This is a genomic window from Ruegeria sp. SATB045, assembly GCF_059613525.1.
Genome location: NZ_JBXWSR010000018.1, coordinates 29,212 through 51,173 on the forward strand (window position 1 = coordinate 29,212; position 21,962 = coordinate 51,173).

Sequence of the window (21,962 nt, forward strand, 5' to 3'; positions counted from 1 at the left end):
GGGGGCACGGGCCCCGGTATAATCAACAATATTGGAGAAACGTCATGACAACCAAGATTGTCATCGGACTGGACGGGACAGAAACCGGAGAGCGCGCGATCGCCTTTGCCAAAGACCTGGCTGAACGGATCGGAACGTGTGAATTACTTGTGGTTTACGTCATCGAATGGTCCCCTTTTACTTTTCAGACACCTGAAGAAAACGCCCAGCGACACAAGCGGCGCGAAGAAGAAGTTGCATTGGCGACTTCGCGCATCGTTACGCCTGCGGTTGATGCTTTGACCTCGGGCGGGTTCACGGCCCAGGGCATCGTGCGCCACGGCGACGTGGCCGAAACGCTGAACGCGATCACGGTCGAAAATGGCGGCACCCAGATCATCGTCGGGCGAGCATCGGCAGATGGGTTCAAGAAACGGCTGTTCGGCAGTTCGACCCAGAATCTGGTCATGCATGCCGATGTACCGGTCACTGTCGTGAACTGAGGAGAGCGATGAAAATGAGTATCTATCAGAAAACAGCGCTGGCCGCCGCCGTGATGCTGGGCGCAAGCCCCGCAATGGCGCAAGAGGCCGCGGGTCTGGACGAAAGGATCAATCAGGCTTTTGCCGATTTTACCGGCCCGTTCGTCAGCTTTATCTTCGCGCCGTTTCCCGGCACTGGTTTCCCATGGATCGTGGGGTGGCTGGTTGTCGCCGCGACGGTCTTTTCAGTGTATTTCGCCTTTGTGCAGTTCCGTTTCTTTGGGCACGCGATCAGCCTAGTCAAAGGCGATTATTCTGACCCGAATGACGCCGGCGAAGTCAGCCACTTTCAGGCGCTGGCGACTGCGCTTTCAGGTACGGTCGGTCTGGGCAACATTGCCGGTGTGGCCGTGGCCATCGGGATCGGCGGGCCGGGCGCGACTTTCTGGATGATCATGGCGGGCCTTCTGGGCATGGCCTCGAAATTCACAGAATGTACGCTGGGCGTGAAATACCGAAATGAATACGACGACGGCACCGTGTCGGGTGGCCCGATGTATTACATGTCCAAGGGCTTTGCTGAACTAGGCCTGCCAGGTGGCAAGATCCTGGCGGTTCTGTTTTCGATCTTCTGTATCCTTGGCGCGCTGGGCGGGGGCAACATGTTCCAGGCCAACCAGGCGCACCAGCAGATCGCGGGCATCGTCGGAGATTATCCCGGCTGGATCACCGGTTTGGTCTTTGCGGGTATCGTATTCGCTGTGATCGTGGGTGGCCTGAAGTCCATTGCGCGTGTGACCGAAAAAGTCGTGCCGTTTATGGGTGTCATGTATGTTCTGGCCGCTCTGGTCATTATCATCATGCATGCGGATCAGATCGGGTGGGCCTTTGGTCAGATTTTCGCAGGCGCCTTCACCGGCCTCGGCGTTGCTGGCGGTATGGTCGGTGCGCTGATTCAGGGCTTCCGTCGTGCGGCATTCTCGAACGAAGCGGGCGTGGGCTCGGCTGCGATCGCGCACTCGGCGGTGAAAACCAGCGAGCCGATAACCGAAGGGTTCGTGTCCCTGTTGGAGCCGTTCATCGACACGGTTGTGATCTGTACCATGACAGCGCTGGTAATCATCATCACCCAACAGCTGATCGTTGATCCGGCAACTGGCCTGTACGTGCTGAACGAAGCGGGCAACGGTATCGCAACCGTTGACGGCAATTCGGGCGTCAGTCTGACCTCGGCGGCCTTTGGTAGCGCCTTTGGCTGGTTCCCGTTCGTGTTGGCCATCGCGGTGGTTCTGTTCGCCTTCTCGACCATGATCAGCTGGTCCTACTACGGCCTCAAGGCCTGGACCTACCTGTTTGGCGAGGGTCATACCAAAGAGCTGATCTTCAAGATCATCTTCTGTGTCTTCGTGGTGATCGGTGCGGCGGCCAACCTTGGTCCGGTCATCGATTTCTCGGACGCGGCGATCTTTGCCATGGCGGTTGTGAACGTCTTTGCGCTGTATTTCCTGATGAAGGTCGTGCGCGAAGAGCTGGCGAGCTATGCGGCCCGGCTGAAAAGCGGCGAAATCCGCAAATTTGGCCACTAAATCATTTCACCGGGGCGGTTTGCGTCGCCCCGGTGCCTGACCAGTTGCAGAATCCGCAGATTCTGGTCCAAACCCCCTTGCCAGTATGATCGAACTTGCGTAAACGGCGCATCTGTTGCGTGACCGGCCGAGATGGCATGCCGAGTCGCGTCTGAAACCGAACCCTGGAAGGAGACGGAAATGCCTAAGATGAAGACCAAGTCGAGCGCCAAGAAGCGCTTTAAGGTGACTGCGACCGGTAAGGTCCTTGCTGGCCAGGCCGGCAAACGGCACGGCATGATCAAGCGGACCAAAAAGTTCATCCGCGACGCCCGTGGCAACACCACCCTGTCCGCCCCCGACGCCAAGATCGTCAAGGGCTACATGCCCTACGACCGCTAAGAGGAGATACCAACATGTCCCGCGTTAAAGGTGGAACCGTAACTCACGCCCGTCACAAGAAGGTCATCAAGGCCGCCAAAGGTTACTATGGCCGCCGCAAGAGCACCTTCAAGGTTGCCCGTCAGGCCGTCGACAAGGCCAACCAGTACGCAACCCGCGACCGTAAGAACCGCAAGCGCAACTTCCGCGCGCTGTGGATCCAGCGTATCAACGCTGCTGTCCGTTCGCATGACGAGGCTCTGACCTATTCCCGCTTCATCAACGGCCTGAACCTGGCCGGTATCGAAGTGGACCGCAAAGTTCTGGCCGACCTGGCCGTGCACGAACCGGAAGCGTTCGGCGCGATCGTCGCCAAAGCTCAGGCCGCTCTGGCTGCCTGATCCTCTGATACAGAGACAGTGAATGAAAGGCCGTCCCATTCGGGGCGGCTTTTTTGTTCGGCGGTTGTCTGAAAGTTGGCTTTGCTCTGCCGGCAGACTTATTTGTCAGGAAATGTTAGATGTCGAACCACTGGTTAAACTAATTTCTTCGGGGTCGGCGACATGCTTGAGTTTGATGAGGAGACAACCCGTCTTTTGGATAGTGTCTATGAAGGCGCCGACGTAACGCGTCGACGTCGCGGTTCCTTTGATGCGCTAAAGCCTTCCCCCGGTGATACCATAGCGGACATAGGATGCGGCAACGGCCTATTAACGGCAGAGCTAGCTCGGGCAGTTGGTGGAACCGGCCATGTCATAGGAATTGATCCTAGTGACGCTATGCGGCATTCGGCCGAAAATAGATGTCAAACTTATGATTGGGTCAAGATCGTTGAAGGCGAAGCCGGACGCCTTCCCGTCAAAGACGCCTCGGTTGACAAGGCCGTATCAGTGCAGGTGTATGAGTACCTGGACGATATTCCGGCCGCGGTGGGCGAAGCCTATCGGTGCTTAAAACCAGGGGGGTTGCTCGTCATAGGCGATATCCATTTCGACAGTTTGATTTGGTTCAGTGAAGATCCTGCTCGGATGGCGCGGATGGTAAGGGCATGGGATGAGCATTTTGTTGAGAGAGGAGTGCCAGCTCTTTTGCCTCCAATCCTGACGGATGCTGGTTTTGAAGTGGAGGGAGTAGCTCCCGTTACCGTTTGCGATACTCAACTCCGGCCAGATGGGCTGGCCAATATGTTGATTGTCCTGATGGAAAGGTTCACTAAGTCCAAGCAGCTTTTACCTGATGAGGAAGCGGCCGCCTGGGCAGATGAACAGAGAGCCTTGGCTATGCAAGGAAAGTTTTTCTTTTCTCTAACTCATTTCGTCGTCAGCGGCCGTAAGCTATAGCAACGGAGCAGTAGAGCTATAGTTGGCTCGTTGTTTCTCGTTACGACCAAAAGACCGGCGCCATGGGCACCGGTTTCTGGGCTGTAATCAACTAGTAGTCTACCCAAACACACGCCCGAGCGCACCGTCCACCGCGTCGGTGATCTGGTCGATATCGTCCGGAGTGGCAACCAGCGCGGGTGAGAAGCACAGCGTGTTGTTCTTGCCTGGCACCGAACGGTTGGTCACACCGATGATCACCCCCTGCGCCATGCAGTCGGCCACAACTGCTTGTGCCATCTTTTCGTTCACCGGCTCGCGGGTGGAACGATCCGCAACCAGTTCTGCGCCAAGGAACAGGCCCTTGCCGCGCACGTCGCCGATGACTTTGTGCTTTTCCATCAGCTCTTGCAGGTTACCAATCATGCGCGCGCCCATGTCGGTGCAGTTTTGCAGCAGGTTTTCATCTTCGATGATCCGCATGTTCTCGATCGCCGCCGCCGGGCCTGCAGTGCAGCCGCCGAAGGTAGAGATGTCGCGGAAATAGTTCATCGGGTCGTCTGCATTGTCTTTGAACATGTCAAAGATTTCCTCGGTGGTGACCATGCAAGCGATGGCGGCGTAACCCGAGGCGACGCCCTTGGCCATGGTCACAAAGTCAGGCTTCACACCATATTGCTGATAGCCAAACCATGTGCCGGTACGACCAATGCCACAGACAACTTCGTCGATATGCAGCAGGATGTCATACTTGTCGCAAATCTCCTGCACGCGCTGCCAATAGCCTTCGGGGGCCTCAATCACACCACCGCCAGCGGTCACGGGTTCGAGGCACAGTGCGCCGACAGTATCGGGGCCTTCGCGGAGGATGACCTCTTCGATCTGATCAGCAGCCCATTCGCCGAAATTCTCTTCGGGGGCGCCGTCCAGCTCGTGCTTGCGGTATTCCATGCAGTGCGGCACGCGCACGAAATCCGGCGCGAAGGGGCCGTATTGAGCGTTACGCTCATCCTGACCACCCGCCGACATCGCCGCGAGGGTTGAGCCGTGGTAGTCGCGATCGCGGTAAAGAATCTTGGTCTTCTTGCCGCCGTATTTCTTGTGGGCGATCTGGCGGACCATCTTAAAGGCTTTCTCATTCGCCTCAGAGCCCGAGTTCATATAGTAAACGCGGCTCATCCCCGGCATCTTGCTGATCAGCTTTTCCGCAAAGATCGAGCCCGGAATCGACCCGGCCGAGTTGGCGAAGTAACACAGCTTCATCAGCTGGTCGTAGACCGCCTTGCAGATCGATTCGCGGCCATAGCCCACGTTGACCGTCCAGACCCCGCCGGATACGGCATCCAGATGTTCCTTGCCGTTCTGGTCCCAAACGCGCATGCCTTTGCCTTCGACAATGATGCGCGGATCATTGGTTTCAAAGGGTTTGTGCTGGATCAGGTGGTGCCAGATATGGGCGCGGTCGGCTTCGACCACGCGGGAAAGATCGTTTTCGTTGAACGTGCCGTCCATGACATGTCCTTTCACAAAGTATGGGTGCGCAAGGTGCGGGAACTGGGTCCCGGCCTGTGTGTTCTTGATGGCTCAGATCACCGCGAATGGCCATCCGTAGATAGGGCCAGATTGCATCATCGCGTATCGCCAGTCCATGACTGTGCGCGTATTTCTACGAATTTGTCTTGCCTGCGGGATTGTGATCAAGTCCCGTGCAATAAGGGAGGGGCAAACGATGACCGAAGCCAATATCTATGAGCGTCACCTGGATAGGAACCGGGCAAATTATACGCCCTTGTCGCCGCTAAGTTTCATAGAGCGGACCGCGCAGATTTATCCCGACTATCCGTCCGTTGTTTTCGGCGCGCGCCGGTACACATGGGCCGAGACATATACCCGGTCCCGCCAAATGGCTGGCGCTTTAGCCGCGCGCGGGATCGGCAAGGGCGACACCGTCTCGATCATCGCCGCCAACATCCCCGAAATGTACGAGGCGCATTTCGGTGTCCCAATGTCCGGGGCGGTGCTGAACGCCATCAACACGCGACTGGATGCACCGATCATCGCGTTTATCTTGAATCACGCAGAGTCCAAGGCCCTGCTGGTTGACCCAGAATTCTCGGGCGTCGTCAAAGAGGCGTTGAAACATGTCGATCACGACTTACTGCTGATCGACATAGAAGATGACAGCTTTGAGGGCGGTGAAAAGCTTGGGGCGCTGACCTATGACGCGCTGCTGGCTGAAGGCGACCCAGAGTTCGCGTGGTCTTTGCCAGATGACGAATGGAACGCAATCACCCTGAACTATACGTCGGGTACAACGGGCAATCCCAAGGGTGTTGTGTACCATCACAGGGGTGCGATGCTGAACGCGCAGTCTGATCTGTTGGATTGGGATATGCCCAAACACTCGGTCTATCTGTGGACCTTGCCAATGTTTCACTGCAACGGTTGGTGTTTCCCGTGGGCGATGGCGGCGAATGCGGGGGTTTCGGTCTGCTTGCGCGCTGTGCGGGACGAGCCGATCTATGCTGCTTTCCGCGATGAAAAGGTCACGCATTTCTGCGGCGCGCCGATCGTTCTGAACATGCTGGCGAACGCGCCGGATCACCTCAAGGATTTCGACCACCAGATCAAAGTGATGACCGCTGGTGCTCCGCCACCTGCGGCAGTTATCGCGAATATGGAAGGGATGGGGATCGAGGTCACCCATGTCTATGGGCTGACCGAGACATACGGCCCTTCGGTTGTCTGCGCTTGGAAAGACGAGTGGAACACTAAAGATGCAGACGAACGCGCTGCGTTGAAGGTACGGCAGGGTGTGCGGTACACGGCTTTGTCCGGGCTGATGGTAGCCGACCCTGAAACGCTGGCCCCTGTGCCTGCCGATGGCGAGACCATGGGCGAGATATTCATGCAGGGCAATGTCGTGATGAAGGGGTACCTCAAGAACCCAGATGCGACCGACAAGGCGTTCAACGGCGGATGGTTCGCCTCGGGCGATCTGGGGGTGATGCACCCCGATGGCTATATTGCGCTCAAAGACCGGTCCAAAGACATCATCATCTCGGGGGGCGAGAACATTTCGTCGGTCGAAGTGGAAGATATCCTGTATAAACACCCCGCCGTGATGGAGGCTGCCGTGGTCGCCCGGCCCGATGATAAATGGGGCGAGACGCCCTGTGCATTTGTCGAACTCAAGCCCGGCGCGCAGACGAGTGACGCAGACATCATTGCATTCTGTCGCGATCACATGGCCCATTTCAAAGCGCCCAAGACGGTGGTGTTCGGGCCGCTACCCAAGACGTCGACCGGCAAGGTCCAAAAGTTCAAGCTGCGGGATCAGGCTAAAGCGCTGGGCTAAGCACCCATTCGGTCAAAGATCGACAGGTCCAGCTTCAGCATCTCGCCCATCCAGATGGCGCGATCCCGGTGGTCCTCAAGATGTTGGCCAGTTTCGGGATGCGTAAAGATGGTCAATCCTTGCCGGTTCAGCATCAGCCATGGAATGACCTGATCGAAGGCGTCCGGGGCAAATGCCAATTGGCAACTCCACCGCGGATGCGGGCCGACATTTTTGGCGTGCATCCGACCTATCTCAACAGGGAACAGGCGACCTGCTTCTTGGCAAAGCTGTTGCGCGATTGTTTGAGTATCAGCATCGAAATAGACATGGGCGTGATAGCCGGTGATCTCGGGCATAGGGGCCTCCATCCTTGCTGAGAAGACTTTATGCCGCGGCGGTTCTATTTCCTACTAACGTGCGCACACAGACCCTGTGCAGTCAGTCAGGCTCGTGCCGGTCCGGGTGCGCCTGTGCAAAGGCGGGCAGGTCTGCGCAGGCAGCGTCGACACTCAGGATACGGGGTAGTCCGGTCAGATCGACCTGCCAGCGACGTGCGTTGTATAGCTGAGGTATCAGACACAGATCGGCCAAACCGGGCTGTGCGCCTGTGCAGTAGGGGGATTGTTCAAAATCGCCCAAAAGGGTTTCGAACGCCAAAAGGCCGGGGCGGATGAAATGGCGCATCCAGTCGCCGGGCATATCGCCTGCATCGCGGGTCAGCGTGGTGGCGTGGCGCGCGACCGAAAGGTTGCAGACCGGGTGCAGATCCACCGCGATGGATTGTGCCAAGGCCAATGACTGTGCGCGGGCTGCGGGTTCAGCGGGCAACAGACCCAGCCCCCGCGTGTTGTCCAGATAATCTATGATCGCCAGCGATTGAGTCAGCCGCAGGCCGTCAATCTCAAGCACGGGAACCAACCCTTGCGGATTACGTGCCAGATGCGTGTCAGACTTTTGGTCACCACTGGCCAGATCGATAGAAACTGCGCGATAGGCGACCCCAGCCAAATTCAGCGCGATGCGCACGCGGTAACTGGCTGAAGAGCGCCAGAAGTCATACAGTATGACGCTCATCCTTACCTCCTGTCAGTTTTGGTCGTCAGGTAATTCTGCCGTTTTCAAAGCCTGAGACAAGACGTCGGCGTCACCGATATGGTTGGCCAGCACCAAAACCAGCCGTGCGTTGAGCGCGTCGCTGTCTGTCTTATCCAGCCCGTCATGCAGGGCCAGCAGGTTGGCATAAAAGTCGTCCGCATTGTCGAAATTCGGTGTGAGTATCAAGTCAGCCATCCCACTTACTCCTTTCCGGTTGCACGGCGCATCGCCTGCCGAAACGCGTTTTCTTCGAAAGTGTCCCGCCGGGCGGCCACGTGCTGGTCGGGGCGGATCAAATAGACGGCGCTGTCCGCATCCCCCAGATAGCGACGCTTTAACTCTAGCGTCAGGTCATCCTTCACGGACAATGCCAAGCGCGTGGCTTGGATGCCGCCTTCTTCAAGGCGCTCAGGCGCTTCGGCGTCTATCGTCAGCAGCGTAAATTTTCCGGCCAGTTTAGGCAGCAGGAATTCGTCGCCCAAAGGCGCGTCCGGACAGGCCGAGCCCGGGCATGTGATATCCGGGCCATTCAATGCGTCCGCCGAACTGAGCGATGATCCCTTGTACGTGCAGGGCGCGCTAAGACGTCCGGAATTTACCAGAGGGCGTGCGAATTCGTATTTCTCGCTCAGGTCCAGTACCGCGTCGCGCAGTAAACGGGACATTTCGGATTTGGGCGTGATAAAATCGGTCGAGCGGGTCGACATGGTGATGTTCTCATCTGCTGCCTGAACGCGCTCGCGGCTATAACTATCCAGTAGCAGTTCAGGTGCTTTCCCGTCGATCACCAGTTTCAGCTTCCAGCACAGGTTGTCGGTGTCCTGAATGCCCGAATTTGCCCCGCGCGCGCCGAACGGGCTGACCTGATGGGCGCTGTCCCCGGCAAAGAGGACACGTCCATGGCGGAACTTCTCCATCCGGCGGCACTGGAATGTGTAGATCGAGACCCATTCGAGTTCGAACTCCACATCCTCGCCCAGCATCGCCTTAAGGCGAGGGATGACGTTTTCGGGGCGTTTCTCGCGCTCTTTGTCGATGTCCCATCCCAGTTGCAGGTCAATGCGCCAGACACTGTCAGGCTGTTTGTGCAATAGGGCGGACTGGCCCCTGTTGAAGGGCGGGTCGAACCAGAACCAGCGCTCGGAAGGGAAATCGGCCTCCATCACCACATCGGCGATCAAGAAGTTGTCTTCGAATACCCGCCCGTCAAAATCCAACCCCAGCATCCGGCGGGTCGGAGAATGCGCGCCATCGCACGCAATCAGCCAGTCGGCTTCGACGTTATAGGGGCCTTCTGGCGTCTCGACCTCAAGCTTGACGTGGTCGTCATGGGTGCCGATCGCCTCGACCTTGTTGCGGCCGCGAATTTCGATCGGTGCACCTTCGGCCTGCAAAGCGCGGGCACGGTCGACCAGAATTTTCTCAAGATGATATTGTTGCAGGTTTACGAAGGCGGGGTTGGCAAAGCCTTTTTCGGGCAGCAAGTCGAACTCAAAGACTTTGCGGTCGTCGAAAAAGACCTTGCCCGCCTCCCATTGCACCCCGGTTTCGGCCATCCGATTGCCGCACCCCAACCGGTCGGCGATATCCAATGTGCGTTGCGAAAAACAGATCGCGCGGCTGCCAAAGCTGACCTTGTCGTTGTCGTCCAGAACAACGACCCCAACACCTTGCTGGGCCAGGTCGATGGCTGCGGTCAGGCCGACCGGGCCGGCGCCAACAACGATGACCTTGTGGCGCATAGGTGTCGCAGTGTCCTGATCCGGGCTGCGCTCGTAAGCGTAGAGCGGTGTTTCGAAGATCTTGTTCATGGTTTCTCTCCCCGATGCATAGACGCAACTGCTTGCCTCTGGCGAGGCCAAGCCAGAGCCCTGTGGGAATGGTTCCATCGAATACGCCGACGAAAAACGATCTGGATCAAATGCGACGGTTTGTCCTTAACCTTGCAGGGCCTCCCACATGTCCAGATCGCGTTGGGCGGTCCAGATGCGTGGCGTGTCAATACCGCGCGCCTCGTCATAGGCGCGGGCTACGTTGAAGGGCAGGCAGTGTTCATAGATCGCGTAATCCGCGAATTTCGGGTCACATTCAGCGCGCACGGCGTCCCATGCTTCTTTCAAAGAACCACCACGTGCCGCGATCTTTGCTGCAGGGCGATATGTGCTGTCGACGAAATCACGGGTGCTTTCAATAGCTGCATTCACCATCTCTTTCCCGATCAGGGCGTCTCCGCGTCCCGGAGCGATGGCGTCGACGTCGAACAGGCTGATTGCATCCAAGGTATCACCCCAGTCGCCGAAATGCCCATCGCCGCAATAGCAAGCCGAGTGGTATTCGACGATGTCGCCGGTGAACATGACGTTCTGATCGGGTACATGAATGACGATATCACCCGCCGTATGAGCGCGGCCCAGATGCATTAGGTCAACCCGGCGATTGCCCAGATAGACCGTCATTGTGTCGCTGAAGGTGGTGGTGGGCCATGTGAGGCCGGGAATGCTCTCGTGCCCTTCAAACAGGCGAGGGAAGCGTTGGAATTCGCTATCCCAATCCTCCTGCCCGCGTTCCACGACCATCGCACGGGCCATGTCCGACATCAGGATCTGCTGTGCTCCATACGCGCTGGCGCCCAGCACACGCACGGCGTGATAGTGGGTTAGCGCCACGTGGGTGATTGGCTTGTCAGTGACCGAGCGGACGCAGTCGATGACTTTTTGTGCCAAACGTGGTGTCGCTTGGGCCTCGACAATCATGACGCTGTCATCGCCAATAATCACGCCGGAATTCGGGTCGCCTTCGGCGGTGAACGCATAGAGCCCGTCACCGATTTCGGTAAATGAGGTCTTCTTCTCGGACATGTCCCCCTGGGACGCGAATGCTTTGGCCATGTTGGGTTCCTTATCGTGCGAATGGGTTTTCTAGTGCGGGCAATACTGTTCCCACGCAATCGCCAAAGCCGATCGAATAACCGTCGCCTTTTGCCGCGCCGGTCAGGGTCATGGTGTCGCCGTCTTCGATAAAGCGGCGGGTCTCGCCCGTGTCCAGCGTCAGCGGTTCCTTCCCGCCCCAGCTGAGTTCCAATAGCGAGCCGCGTTCAGGTTTTGTTGGCCCCGAGATGGTGCCTGAGCCCAGCAGGTCGCCCGTGTTCATTGGGCAGCCCGATGTCGTGTGGTGCGCCAGTTGCTGCGCGGCAGAGTAATACATCTCACGGTAGTTGGTGCGGGCGATGGTGCTTGCTGGTTTTCCGGACGGAGCCATCGTGATGGAAAGGTCGACGTCGTACAACATTGGGCCGCAATCCTTGAGGTGATCCAACAGCTCATGCTCGCGCGCGGGTGTGTCACAGCGGAAGGGCTCAAGCGCTGCCTTGGTCACGATCCACGGGCTGATTGACGTGGCTGTAGCTTTGGCCTGAAACGGTCCGAGCGGCTGGTATTCCCACGCCTGGATATCGCGCGCGGACCAATCGTTTAGCAGAACATAACCAAAGATGTTGTCGTCCGCCTCTTGGACCGAGATCGGACCGTCCGATGGTGTGCCTACGATGGCGCCCATCTCAAGCTCAATGTCAAAACGGCGGCTGGGCAGAAAGGCGGGACGGTCATGATCGGGCGATTTCAGCTGGCCCCAGGGACGGCGAATATCTGTCCCCGACACAACGACAGAAGAGGCGCGGCCATTATAGCCGATCGGAATGTGCAGCCAATTGGGGGGCAGGGCATTCTCTGACCCGCGGAACATGGTGCCGACATTTTGCGCGTGGTGACGACCTGCATAGAAGTCTGTGTACTCACTGACCGCGAAGGGCATATGCAATACGGCGTCGCTCTGCGCCACAAGCAGAGGCTCAACCCTGTCTTGCTCTTCTGATCCCTCGGCCAAAAGGCTGGTCAGGCGCGCGCGAAGGGCGGCCCAGACGGCGGGGCCTTGCTCCATCAACGGGTTCCAGAAGGGCAGGTCGAACAGGGGTTCGTCAATCAGGTTAATCAGACCTTCGGCCTCGGCGCTGGTGATGTCGAAAATCAAGTCCCCGATTGCAACGCCACAGCGCGGCTCGGCACCTTCTGTCGCGAAAATACCATAAGGTAAGTTGTTCAGCGGAAAGGGATGGGTCGCGTTATTGGCCGAGGCGATCCAGGATTTCAAAAGGGTCATTGGCGTTCCTTGTCGTCTTTTTCGGCGCGACTCGATAAGGGGCGCGCCGTTTGTGCCTGTTTCTGTTGATCAGTCGTTCAAGTCGGTTCCGCCGGATGAGCCGTCCTGCCGGTGGCCGGGCATTGGATTGTGGTTGCATTGGTCCCGCTTGCCGTTCCAGCGCGCACGCCGACTCCAAAGAAACAAGCATGCAAAGCCTAGGAAAACAGCAATTACTATGTAACCAGCATCCATCACTTTTTCCCTGCCGTTCCGTCGAACTTTTTCTCAAGAGAGGTCCAACAGTCAATGTAGTCGTCCTGCAGGGGCGCTTCGTTTGCGGCAAACGGGGTCAGGTGCTGCGGAAAGCGGGTTTCGAACATGAAGGACATGGTATTGTCCAACTTGTCCGGCCCGAGGTTTGCATTCGACGCTTTGTCAAAGGCTTCGCGGTCCGGCCCGTGTGGCAGCATCATGTTGTGCAGGCTCATCCCGCCGGGAACAAAGCCCTGCGGTTTGGCGTCATATTGGCCGTAGATATTGCCCATTAGCTCGGACATGATGTTCTTGTGATACCAGGGCGGGCGGAAGGTGTCCTCGGCCACCATCCAGCGTTCCCGGAACAGGACAAAGTCGATATTGGCCGTCCCCGGCTGACCTGATGGGGCCGTCAGAACGGTAAAGATCGACGGGTCGGGATGATCAAACAGGATCGCGCCGACCGGGCAATAGGTGCGCAGGTCGTATTTGTAGGGCGCGTAATTGCCATGCCATGCGACCACGTCCAACGGGCTTTGGTCGATTTGCGTTTTATGGAACTGCCCGCACCATTTGACGGTGACGGTCGAGGGCACTTCTCGGTCTTCAAACGCCGCGACCGGGGCCTTGAAGTCACGCGGGTTGGCCATGCAGTTGGCGCCGATCGGGCCACGTCCCGGAAGTTCGAATTTCTGCCCGTAGTTTTCACATACAAAGCCGCGCGCAGGACCGTCCAGAACTTCTACGCGATACACAAGTCCGCGCGGTAGAATAGCGATCTCTTTGGGTTCCAAATCAATGATCCCTAGCTCAGTTGCGAAACGCAGGCGGCCTTCCTGTGGCACCACCAGCAGCTCGGAATCGGCCGAGAAGAAATATTCGTCCACCATGGAATCTGTGACCAGATAGATGTGGCTGGCCATGCCCACTTGCGTGTTTACGTCGCCCGCCGTGGTCATGGTGCGCATACCTGACAGCCATGTCAGACCCTCGTCGGAATGCGGTACTGCATCCCAGCGATACTGCCCCAGGCTGATCACATCGGGATCAACGCAAGGGGCAGATTTCCACAGTGGCAGATCGACTTTCTCATACCTGTGTGAATGCTTGACCGAGGGCCGGATGCGATAGCACCACGTCCGTTCGGGCGGGTTTGCAGTAAAGGCCGTTCCGCTCAGCTGTTCGCCATAGAGGCCGTAGTTGCAGCGTTGTGGGCTGTTCATGCCTTGTGGCAACGCGCCGGGCAGGGCCTCGGTTTCAAAGTCGTTCCCGAAGCCGGGCATATAGCCTGCATGTGTGCCAACGGTGCTGCTGGCTTGGGTCATCTGGTGTGGATCAGTCGGACGGTTCATCCTGTACTCCTCCTCTTTGTTGCTTGTGAAATAATAGTTGATTTTGTAACTAACAAGCATGACAGACACTGACCCCGAAAAAAATGATGCCTTTGATCTGCAGGATTTCCTTCCTTATCTGCTGAATAGAGCGGCCGAGGAGTGCTCGTTGGAGTTTCAACGGGTCTACAAAGAACGGTACGGGATGCTTCGCACCGAATGGCGGGTGTTGTTTCATTTGGGTAATTACGGCGAGATGACGGCCAAAGAAATTGGTGAGCGGGCTCGCATTCACAAAACCAAGATCAGTCGCGCCGTCAGCAAGCTTGAGCAACGGCGATACTTAACGCGTACACCCAGCCAGAATGACCGCCGGGTCGAGCATCTGACGCTGACCTCGGCGGGGCAGTCGGTTTACCGGGACCTGCGCGAGGTCGCCAAGCGATACGACGCCAGATTGGCCAACATGATTGGGCTGGATGACGCCTCTCAGCTCCGCGGGATGTTGAGAAAGCTGGCGGATATGGGGTGACCTCTGGTAATTGTCGTCCATTGCCCCCAGATGACGTGCAGAGCGGACATAGGATAACAATAAATGACAGCCCCGGACCCCAACGCGGCGAAATCAACCGATTTGATCAACTGGATAGTGACACGCGGCCTCGAGGGCGCGGACAAGGAAGAATTGCTGGATGGGTATTGTACCCGTCTGGTCGAACTTGGCGTGCCATTGATGCGGTTTCATGCGGCCCAATCGGCCCTGCACCCTGTCTATGGCGGTACTGGCTATAGCTGGTATCAGGGACGAGGCGGAGATTATCAAAAATTCAAGTATTCCGAAGATGTCAGCGAGGATTGGCAGAACAGTCCTTTGTTCGCGATCCTCAATGACGACATCGACTATGTGCATGAACGCATCGTCGATCAGAACGAACCCAGCAAATACCCTCTGATCAATGAGCTTCGAGAGGTTGGCGCAACTGATTACTATGCCACCAGCGTGGCTTTTGACGTGCCAACGCACAACATGCCGCCCGATGCCAAAAAGACGGTGGACGGGGTGCTTTTGTCCTGGACGTCGAACGCGCCGGAAGGATTTCGAGACAGCGATCTGGAACTGATCCACACCGCGTTGCCTCATCTTGGGTTGGCGCTGAAATCGGCTTCGAATGCGCGAGTCTCCAAAGATCTTATGCGCGTGTATCTGGGCCGCGATGCCGGTCGCCGCGTGCTGTCCGGCGAGATTCGACGCGGGTCATTGCAGCAAATCGATGCTGTGATTTGGAATTTCGACCTTGAAGGGTTCACCAGCCTGTCCGAAGAGCTGCCGGGAAACGAGATCATCGACATGCTTAATGATTACCTCGCGGTTGCGGTGGGCGTGGTGCATGACAACGACGGAAATATCCTGAAGTTCATGGGCGACGGGTTGATGGCCATGTTTGATGTTGGCGATATTGACGCGGACGCGCGGGCTGCGCTGAAGGCTGTGCCGATGCTGCAATCCCGGATCGAAGAGTTGAATGCCGCGCGCGAAGCAGATGGTTTGCCGGTGGCCAATTACACGCTGGCCCTGCATTCCGGCGAAATTCTCTATGGCAATATCGGGTCGGAAAGCCGGTTGGATTTCACTGTCATTGGCCCGGCGGTGAACCAGACTGCGCGTATTGCCGGGATGCACCGGTCTTTGGGTCAGCGCATTTTGATCTCGGATGACGTGGCTCGGGCTGCTCAGCCTTGCGGCAAGGAATTGATCTCGGTCGGGCGCTACATGCTGCGTGGCGTGCCCGAACCGAAAGAGCTGTTTACGGTCTACCGGCCAGGAGATTAGGCGTCGGCTGCGAGCGCACCGCAGCCGGTTCCGCTTAACATCAGAAAACTGCTACTGACGAAAGGTTGCCAATGAAGGCGTCGATCCAGTCGATCTGCCGGCATGATAGTGAACGCCCCTTATATGATTAGCGGCGTATTCGATTATTAAAAACGGCCATCATCGAATTTCTCAATCGAGACACGTCTTCGTCTACTGAAGCGGATGGGTCGCATTCGAATGGCGGCAGAACCTCGATCCGGATCGTTCCACTTTTTGGGAGGTGTTTGCCGCGTGGCAACAAGCGATCAGAATCGTGGATGACGATGGGTCGGATTGTCCGGCCCGTATTGCGCGCGGCTAATACAGCTCCCGCCTTGAACGTGCCAAGACTTTCGGACCGGGTGCGTGTGCCCTCAGGGAAGAGCACGACAGAGCAGCGTGCGGGCATTGCTTGGATAGCAGCGGTAAGTGTTTCAAGCGCTACACTGCCGCTCTTGCGGTCAACCTCAACAAGCCCGGCGCCATTGAACCCACGGCGTAAAAGGGCCGCGTCGCAGAGTTCTTTCTTGGCGGCAAAGGTGATCCACTTGGCCTCTGGCAGAGCATCCATCAGGGCGAAGCCATCCAGATGGCTGCGGTGGTTGATCACAATGATGCTGCCGGTGTCGGCGGATAACATTGCCACTTCTGCCTGTGTCATCTCGGTCCGGATGCTCAGCAACCATAAAAGCCGCGAACAAGCACGTTTGACCAGTCGCCAGTACCAGCCGCGAAAGCCCCGCCGTTTACTGCAGAGTAAGGGCACAAACGCAACGAAAAGGAAATATACCGGGCCCAGCAGGAACAGCGTCATGCGCTTGATGATGCGCACGCCGGTTGAGTCTATTGCCGCAGGTGCGGCTCGTTCTTCCGGACGTTGCAGTGACATGGATTCCGTTGCAAGTGTTGCTGTCCTGGGGATGGCCACAAGGGTCCTTCGTCTGGCTTTCGCTGCCTGCCCTCTGGGCGCGTGGCCTGACAAACACCCAGCGCACTGCCTCTATGGGGCAATGGCGAAGACACATCAACAAAAAGTCGCGCACAGACTAGACTTCAATAATTGGTTCGGACTTCACAAGCGGATACTTCGCCGGGCGCGAATGTCCAGAAACACAGTTTGTGACAGTTCGATCCGAGGGCTTGGGCGGCAGAAAACTCCGCAAATTTGACTCGCGAGAGGTACCTAAAAGTCGATTTCGACGCCCGGCAGGTTCAGCTCTTTCATCATGTCTCGCAGTTCCTGACGGGCCGCGATGTTCGAGATGTTGAGCTGTTTGACCCCGATATCCTTGAGGTCCAGCAAAGTCAGGCCGCGTGGGAAAAGCTCGCGAAAGACGACCCGCTCGGAAAAGCCCGAGGCGACGCGGAAGCCGATGCGTTGCGACAGCATCTCGATCGCGCGCTGCATTTTTTCCTTGTTGACCATGCGCTGGGTTCCGACACGGTTTCTTACGACGACCCAGTCAATGGGCTTCAATCCGGCCTGTGCCCGCAACTGGCGCGCGTTCCATACCATCTCGGAATAGACCGAAGGACCAAGGATTTTCTCGCCTTTCGAGTCAATGCGGGCCAGCAAGTCAAAGTCGATGAAACTGTCGTTCAGCGGTGTGATCAGCGTATCAGCCAGCGAATGTGCAACCTGGCTGAGACGGGTGTGCGAGCCTGGGCAGTCGATCAGGATGAAGTCACTGTCGCTTTCCAGTTCTGCCACGGCGGCTGAAAGGCGGTGGTCATAAATGTTCTCGCCCGGTTTCAGCTTGGTCGCGTCAATCTCGGGCAGGTCATGATGGCGGGGGCTGGGAAGAGACAGGTCCGAGTTTTTCAGGAAATTAGCACGGTTTTCGAAGTACCGGCCAAGGCTGCGTTGGCGCAAATCCAGATCCAGAGTGCTGACCTTGTGACCCAGCCGCGCCAGCGCAGTGGCCACATGCATCGAGACGGTCGATTTGCCCGCGCCGCCCTTCTCGTTCCCCACTACGATAATGTGTGCCATGCCTGTATTCCCAAGTCCCGCCGTGTTTGACCACACGTTGTTGAACACCACTATATGTTGTGGAAACGTGGAAGGGAAGAACCCGAAACGCCATTCTGAAAGCCTGTTGCGAATTCATAGACCCAAGAATGGACGTGCTGCTTGCCAGTTTGGCACCCTTGTCTCACTGTGGGTCTGTGGCAGCAGCGGGAAGGGCTTGAGATGGAACAGATATTCCTGAATGTGCTCAATGTGGTGCTGCCTGTACTTATCTGCGCGGGGATCGGTTACGTTTTGGCCATCACTCGGGCGCCTTTCGACAACACAGTTGTTGGCGGGATCGTTTCTCGGGTCGGGTATCCGACGCTGATTATCTCGCATCTGTCGACAACGGATATTGCCGTTGGCACATTTGTCGACGTCATGGCTGCCGCGGCTCTGGCGATTGCGGGCTTCGGCATTTTGGGATTGGTCGCGCTTAGGGCAATTCAGTTGCCGGTGCGGGCATTTCTGACTCCGTTGATGCATGGGAATGTCGGGAATATCGGTCTGCCGATTACTCTGCTGGCGCTGGGCGATGCCGGGATGGCCTACACGATGGCGTTCGTGGTCGTCGCGTTGATCAGTATCTTTACCGTAGGCATGTGGATACCGGCCGGAGCGTTCTCGGCCAAAAAGCTGGTAACCTCGCCTATTATCTATGCTGTCGCCATTTCGCTGGGCCTGATGGCGACTGGGTACAGCTTGCCTGCACCCGTGGCCAAATCGTTCGACATCCTGGGCGGCCTTTCGATCCCACTTATGCTTTTGACGCTGGGCCACACACTGGCTGGCCTACGCGTTCAAAGCTTGGGCCGGTCAGTGGTGCTGACCATGTTGCACCTTGGGATGGCCGTACTGATTGCCTCAGTGTTGGTTTGGACCTTCGGGTTCACAGGGGCTGAACGTGGGGCGGTCATCCTGTGTTGTCTGATGCCGTCATCGGTCGCAACTTATCTATTCATTGATCAGCACATGCCCGAATACGGACCGGACGTTGCGGGGTTCATTCTGGTTTCGACATTGGTAACCATTCTCGTTTTACCGTTGGCGTTGTCTTACTGGATCTGACCTTATGTCGAAGGATGAACTCTGCTAAGATTCTGATGTGGCGAGTAAATACCCAGCGGATACGAGGGCTTGGCGATGTCGGATGCGAAATCACCTCAGCACAAAGCGCGTGTTGTTTTGGCAATGACGGCGATTTGTATGATGGTGGTTGGTTTCAATACGACGGCTGTTGCCACGATCCTGCCCAACCTCAAGGCCGAGTTTGACCTTACTCCCGCAGAGCTTCAATGGGTGATGGCGACCTATACCGTCGCTAGTGCTTCGCTTGTTACAATTGTTAGCCGACTGGGCGATATAACGGGCAAAATGGGCGTGTTCTTCTTTGGAATGATAGTGTTTGCCCTTGGTTCAGCGACTGTACTGTTTGCGCATGACGGAGCGATGCTACTGAGTGGACGCGCCGCGCAAGGTGCAGGGGCAGCGGCTTTGTTCGGAACGTCTCTGTCCTTGCTGACGGCTGCAACGCCCGAAGATCAGAGGGCAAGCGTCACCGGGGCCTGGGGCGCAATTGTAGGGTTGGCGATTGGCGTGGGCCCTATCTTGGGTGGGGCATTTGCTCATTACATCAGCTGGAGAGCCGTTTTTGCCACCGACCTGATCTTGCTGGCCGGCGCTTTTGCCATAGGTCTAACGGTCAGCAGGCGGGGCTATGTACCCGACACGCGGCTTGCGGGCGCAAGATTTGACTACGTTGGCGCAAGCGCTGTTCTATTGTTTCTTGGGCCGTTGTCTTTTGCACTCAGCAATGGCGAAAGCGCTGGATGGGATACGCCTTCGACATTGGTGCCGCTGGCGGTCTCCGCATCCGCAATGGTTTGTATTGTCATCGCTTCGCGCCGCAGCCAAGACCCTCTGATCGAACTGCGATACTTTCGCCACCCGCGTTACTTCATGGCTGCGGCTGGCATGTTTTTGACCGGGTTTACCCTGTTCGGATTTTTTGTCTATTTCAACACGTTCGTACAGTCACCCGACGCCTTCGGATATACGTCGGTCGAGGCCGGGTTGGCGATCATGCCGCTTAGTCTAAGCATGTTTGTCATCTCGGTCACCGCGCCGCGTTTCCTCGCGCCCTACAGTTTCCAATGGCCTGTTGCGATAGGGTTGGGGTTGATGGCGGTTGGGTTCCTTTCGCTGACCGCAACTACGAACACAACACAATACGCCGAGATTTGGTGGAAACTTATGATTGTCGGCATTGGTCTAGGTATCTGTTTTTCATTGCTGCCACGCCTTGGGTTGCGCCTGCTACCCGAAAGGCACGTGGGGCAAGGTTCCGGTGTGATCAATGCGTGTTTGTATTTCGGCGCTACGCTTGGTGCCGTCGTTTGTGGCCTGGCCGAGGCCCTCACAACCCGTAAGGGACTGTCAGAAGTAATCAACGCCTTGCCTGTCGGATCGGCCCCGCGCGAGGATCTGGCGCATGCGCTCACCCATGGTTCACCCAGTCAGATTCAGCAGATTCTGGCGGATCTGAAGCCAAATGCCGGAAGCGCGCTGGCCAAGGCCCTTCGGGATCTTCAGGACAATACCTTTGACAGCGCCATGGTCTTTACAGCGATGGCAGCCTTGTTGGGGATGGCGTTGGCGCTGCTATTGCTGCGTGGACCAATTCCACCACTGCACAGCGCTGCCGATCTGACAGCCAATTAGACTAGAGCCACTAGCGTCGAGGAGCACCCAAGTGGGATGGTCACTTGGGAAATAGGGATCAATTTAGGATGTGAGCATTGGCTATTGAAGGCATTTCCCCTGCTGTTAGCTTTCCCGAAATTGGGACTGTAGAAAGCCCCGCTGTTTTCTATGACGGGCGAACTGTATTTTTGTCTTACGAAATTGCACCGGTGTCGGGCGGCGGGGTCGCGATACTGAAATTTGATGATGTTATCGAATTTCGGATAGATCCAATGAATGTCGAAGGTTTGCGGGCCGCCGAGTTCCCTGTCAAACCATGGGACTTTCAAGAGGTCACGGGATCAGAAAAAACCGAACGCTGGAAGGCTTTGAAACCCCGCTTTTGGACGATCTCCTTCAACGATGAAACGATTGAAGTCGTCTTCAAGCAAGTTGAACTGATTGACCGAACACATGAAGCCACAGCTCCTGATGCGGCTTTGATGGAGCTGCTCGCATCGAACCAGGCGGATCGATTCCAACCGTAGCCAGCGCCACATGCCGCTGAGAAGATAAACAAAAAGGCCGCCCCTTGGGACGGCCTTTCGCATCTGAAATGGATCTGGCTTAGAAGCCCAGACCTTCGTATTTCTTCTTGAATTTCGACACGCGGCCGCCGGCGTCCATCAGGCGGGCGCCGCCACCGGTCCATGCGGGGTGCACGGAGGGGTCGATTTCCAGGGCCAGCTGGTCGCCTTCGGCACCCCAGGTGGATTTCATCTTGATCACTGTGCCATCGGTCAGTTTGACGTCGATGAAGTGGTAGTCGGGATGGATGTCTTTTTTCATCTTTCCGCTCCTTACGCCTCGGCGCCTGCCTTGGGCTTGTAGTTGGTGACTTCGGCGATACGCGCGGATTTACCACGGCGCGAGCGCAGATAGTACAGTTTGGCGCGACGGACGCGGCCACGGCGGACAACGGTGATGCTGTCGATGTTGGTCGAATGCAGCGGGAACACACGCTCCACGCCTTCGCCGAACGAGATTTTGCGGACGGTGAACGAACCGGCGATGCCGCTGCCACCTTTGCGCGCGATGCAGACACCTTCGTAGTTCTGCACACGGGTACGCGACCCTTCGGTCACTTTAAAGCCGACACGGATGGTGTCACCGGCTTTGAAATCGGGGATGTCTTTCCCCAGGGCGGCAATCTGTTCCGCCTCAAGCTGTGCGATCAGGTCCATCGCATTCACTCCTATCTGCTCGTGGTTGGTCCACGAAGTTTGGGCACGGGCTGAGAGCTCTTGGTCTTCACCGGGTCCTGCATGCAGCCCGCCAGAGGTCAGATCGAATGTTCCTTAGTCCAGTTTGTTCCGCCGCGCCGTGGCCGAAGAAAGCCGGGCGTCACGACATGGACCAAACCAAAATACCGGAGTCGCATGACGCGGCACCGGATTGCGGTCGTTTAAGGGCATTATGTGCAGGGATCAAGCCCAAAATGCTGTGAAACGGTGGGATTCCGCCGCCTCA

23 protein-coding genes are annotated in these 21,962 nt (G+C 57.1%); 11 read left to right on the forward strand and 12 right to left on the reverse strand.

Going from position 1 to position 21,962, the window contains the following annotated elements; all coding sequences use genetic code 11:
* The first annotated feature begins 44 nt into the window (after positions 1-44).
* The 5 genes from AC2FNR_RS04880 to AC2FNR_RS04900 all read left to right on the forward strand — a co-directional run bounded on the left by AC2FNR_RS04880 (position 45) and on the right by AC2FNR_RS04900 (position 3,747).
* On the forward strand, positions 45-482 hold the full coding sequence (locus AC2FNR_RS04880) for a universal stress protein (RefSeq protein ID WP_170356081.1): 438 nt from the start codon (positions 45-47) through the stop codon (positions 480-482).
* A 14-nt stretch (positions 483-496) separates the two neighbouring features.
* Positions 497-2,047, forward strand: a complete 1,551-nt coding sequence (locus AC2FNR_RS04885; RefSeq protein WP_496848269.1) for an alanine/glycine:cation symporter family protein — start codon at positions 497-499, stop codon at positions 2,045-2,047.
* Positions 2,048-2,227: 180 nt separating this feature from the next.
* A complete protein-coding gene (gene rpmI / locus AC2FNR_RS04890; RefSeq protein WP_010443552.1) occupies positions 2,228-2,428 on the forward strand; it encodes a 50S ribosomal protein L35 in 201 nt (66 codons plus the stop codon).
* Between the two features lie 14 nt (positions 2,429-2,442).
* Positions 2,443-2,808 (forward strand): 50S ribosomal protein L20, encoded by a 366-nt coding sequence (rplT, locus tag AC2FNR_RS04895; protein WP_008756009.1) that lies wholly within the window; start codon positions 2,443-2,445, stop codon positions 2,806-2,808.
* A gap of 162 nt (positions 2,809-2,970) precedes the next feature.
* Positions 2,971-3,747 (forward strand): methyltransferase domain-containing protein, encoded by a 777-nt coding sequence (locus AC2FNR_RS04900; protein ID WP_353391586.1) that lies wholly within the window; start codon positions 2,971-2,973, stop codon positions 3,745-3,747.
* Between the two features lie 99 nt (positions 3,748-3,846).
* On the opposite strand, the gene AC2FNR_RS04905 is transcribed toward AC2FNR_RS04900, so the two are convergent.
* The gene (locus AC2FNR_RS04905; protein ID WP_496848270.1) at positions 3,847-5,238 is read right to left on the reverse strand and encodes an aminotransferase family protein; all 1,392 of its coding nucleotides are present in this window, start codon (positions 5,236-5,238) and stop codon (positions 3,847-3,849) included.
* A 217-nt stretch (positions 5,239-5,455) separates the two neighbouring features.
* On the opposite strand from AC2FNR_RS04905, the gene AC2FNR_RS04910 reads away from it, so the two are divergent.
* Positions 5,456-7,084 carry an acyl-CoA synthetase gene (locus AC2FNR_RS04910; protein ID WP_496848271.1) on the forward strand — a complete coding sequence of 543 codons (1,629 nt, stop codon included), beginning with the start codon at positions 5,456-5,458 and terminating at the stop codon, positions 7,082-7,084.
* On the opposite strand, the gene AC2FNR_RS04915 is transcribed toward AC2FNR_RS04910, so the two are convergent.
* The 7 genes from AC2FNR_RS04915 to hmgA form a co-directional block, all read right to left on the reverse strand.
* Positions 7,081-7,422 (reverse strand): DOPA 4,5-dioxygenase family protein, encoded by a 342-nt coding sequence (locus AC2FNR_RS04915; RefSeq protein WP_480868108.1) that lies wholly within the window; start codon positions 7,420-7,422, stop codon positions 7,081-7,083. The two genes, AC2FNR_RS04910 and AC2FNR_RS04915, sit on opposite strands and share 4 nt — an antisense overlap.
* A gap of 82 nt (positions 7,423-7,504) precedes the next feature.
* Positions 7,505-8,140, reverse strand: a complete 636-nt coding sequence (gene maiA, locus AC2FNR_RS04920) for a maleylacetoacetate isomerase (protein ID WP_496848272.1) — start codon at positions 8,138-8,140, stop codon at positions 7,505-7,507.
* A gap of 12 nt (positions 8,141-8,152) precedes the next feature.
* Positions 8,153-8,356, reverse strand: a complete 204-nt coding sequence (locus AC2FNR_RS04925) for a DUF2783 domain-containing protein (protein WP_353391594.1) — start codon at positions 8,354-8,356, stop codon at positions 8,153-8,155.
* A gap of 5 nt (positions 8,357-8,361) precedes the next feature.
* Positions 8,362-9,972: an FAD-dependent oxidoreductase gene (locus AC2FNR_RS04930; RefSeq protein ID WP_496848273.1), complete on the reverse strand. Its 1,611-nt coding sequence runs from the start codon at positions 9,970-9,972 to the stop codon at positions 8,362-8,364.
* A 126-nt stretch (positions 9,973-10,098) separates the two neighbouring features.
* A complete protein-coding gene (locus tag AC2FNR_RS04935) occupies positions 10,099-11,049 on the reverse strand; it encodes an MBL fold metallo-hydrolase (RefSeq protein ID WP_170356090.1) in 951 nt (316 codons plus the stop codon).
* Between the two features lie 10 nt (positions 11,050-11,059).
* Positions 11,060-12,316, reverse strand: coding sequence for a fumarylacetoacetase (fahA, locus tag AC2FNR_RS04940; protein WP_496848274.1), 1,257 nt, complete (start codon positions 12,314-12,316; stop codon positions 11,060-11,062).
* Between the two features lie 233 nt (positions 12,317-12,549).
* Positions 12,550-13,905 (reverse strand): homogentisate 1,2-dioxygenase, encoded by a 1,356-nt coding sequence (hmgA, locus tag AC2FNR_RS04945; RefSeq protein WP_496848275.1) that lies wholly within the window; start codon positions 13,903-13,905, stop codon positions 12,550-12,552.
* Between the two features lie 58 nt (positions 13,906-13,963).
* Here hmgA and AC2FNR_RS04950 point away from each other — a divergent pair, with 58 nt between their 5' ends.
* Together AC2FNR_RS04950 and AC2FNR_RS04955 are read left to right on the forward strand one after the other, a co-directional pair.
* Positions 13,964-14,416: a MarR family winged helix-turn-helix transcriptional regulator gene (locus AC2FNR_RS04950; protein WP_480868096.1), complete on the forward strand. Its 453-nt coding sequence runs from the start codon at positions 13,964-13,966 to the stop codon at positions 14,414-14,416.
* Between the two features lie 63 nt (positions 14,417-14,479).
* Positions 14,480-15,715, forward strand: coding sequence for an adenylate/guanylate cyclase domain-containing protein (locus AC2FNR_RS04955; protein WP_170754974.1), 1,236 nt, complete (start codon positions 14,480-14,482; stop codon positions 15,713-15,715).
* 127 nt (positions 15,716-15,842) lie between these two features.
* On the opposite strand, the gene AC2FNR_RS04960 is transcribed toward AC2FNR_RS04955, so the two are convergent.
* Entirely contained in the window at positions 15,843-16,625 is a 783-nt protein-coding gene (locus tag AC2FNR_RS04960; RefSeq protein ID WP_496848276.1) for a lysophospholipid acyltransferase family protein, read from the reverse strand.
* A 294-nt stretch (positions 16,626-16,919) separates the two neighbouring features.
* Positions 16,920-17,729, reverse strand: coding sequence for a division plane positioning ATPase MipZ (locus AC2FNR_RS04965; protein ID WP_170356096.1), 810 nt, complete (start codon positions 17,727-17,729; stop codon positions 16,920-16,922).
* 201 nt (positions 17,730-17,930) lie between these two features.
* Here AC2FNR_RS04965 and AC2FNR_RS04970 point away from each other — a divergent pair, with 201 nt between their 5' ends.
* From AC2FNR_RS04970 to AC2FNR_RS04980, 3 genes are all read left to right on the forward strand, one after another.
* Positions 17,931-18,818 (forward strand): AEC family transporter, encoded by an 888-nt coding sequence (locus AC2FNR_RS04970; protein WP_496848277.1) that lies wholly within the window; start codon positions 17,931-17,933, stop codon positions 18,816-18,818.
* 75 nt (positions 18,819-18,893) lie between these two features.
* Positions 18,894-20,471 (forward strand): MFS transporter, encoded by a 1,578-nt coding sequence (locus tag AC2FNR_RS04975; RefSeq protein WP_496848278.1) that lies wholly within the window; start codon positions 18,894-18,896, stop codon positions 20,469-20,471.
* A 77-nt stretch (positions 20,472-20,548) separates the two neighbouring features.
* On the forward strand, positions 20,549-20,980 hold the full coding sequence (locus AC2FNR_RS04980) for a hypothetical protein (protein WP_496848279.1): 432 nt from the start codon (positions 20,549-20,551) through the stop codon (positions 20,978-20,980).
* Between the two features lie 79 nt (positions 20,981-21,059).
* Here AC2FNR_RS04980 and rpmE read toward each other — a convergent pair whose 3' ends face one another.
* Positions 21,060-21,281: a 50S ribosomal protein L31 gene (gene rpmE / locus AC2FNR_RS04985; protein WP_170356099.1), complete on the reverse strand. Its 222-nt coding sequence runs from the start codon at positions 21,279-21,281 to the stop codon at positions 21,060-21,062.
* Positions 21,282-21,292: 11 nt separating this feature from the next.
* Complete coding sequence (rplS, locus tag AC2FNR_RS04990) at positions 21,293-21,676, reverse strand: 50S ribosomal protein L19 (RefSeq protein WP_170328369.1); 384 nt, start codon at positions 21,674-21,676, stop codon at positions 21,293-21,295.
* Between the last annotated feature and the right edge of the window lie 286 nt (positions 21,677-21,962).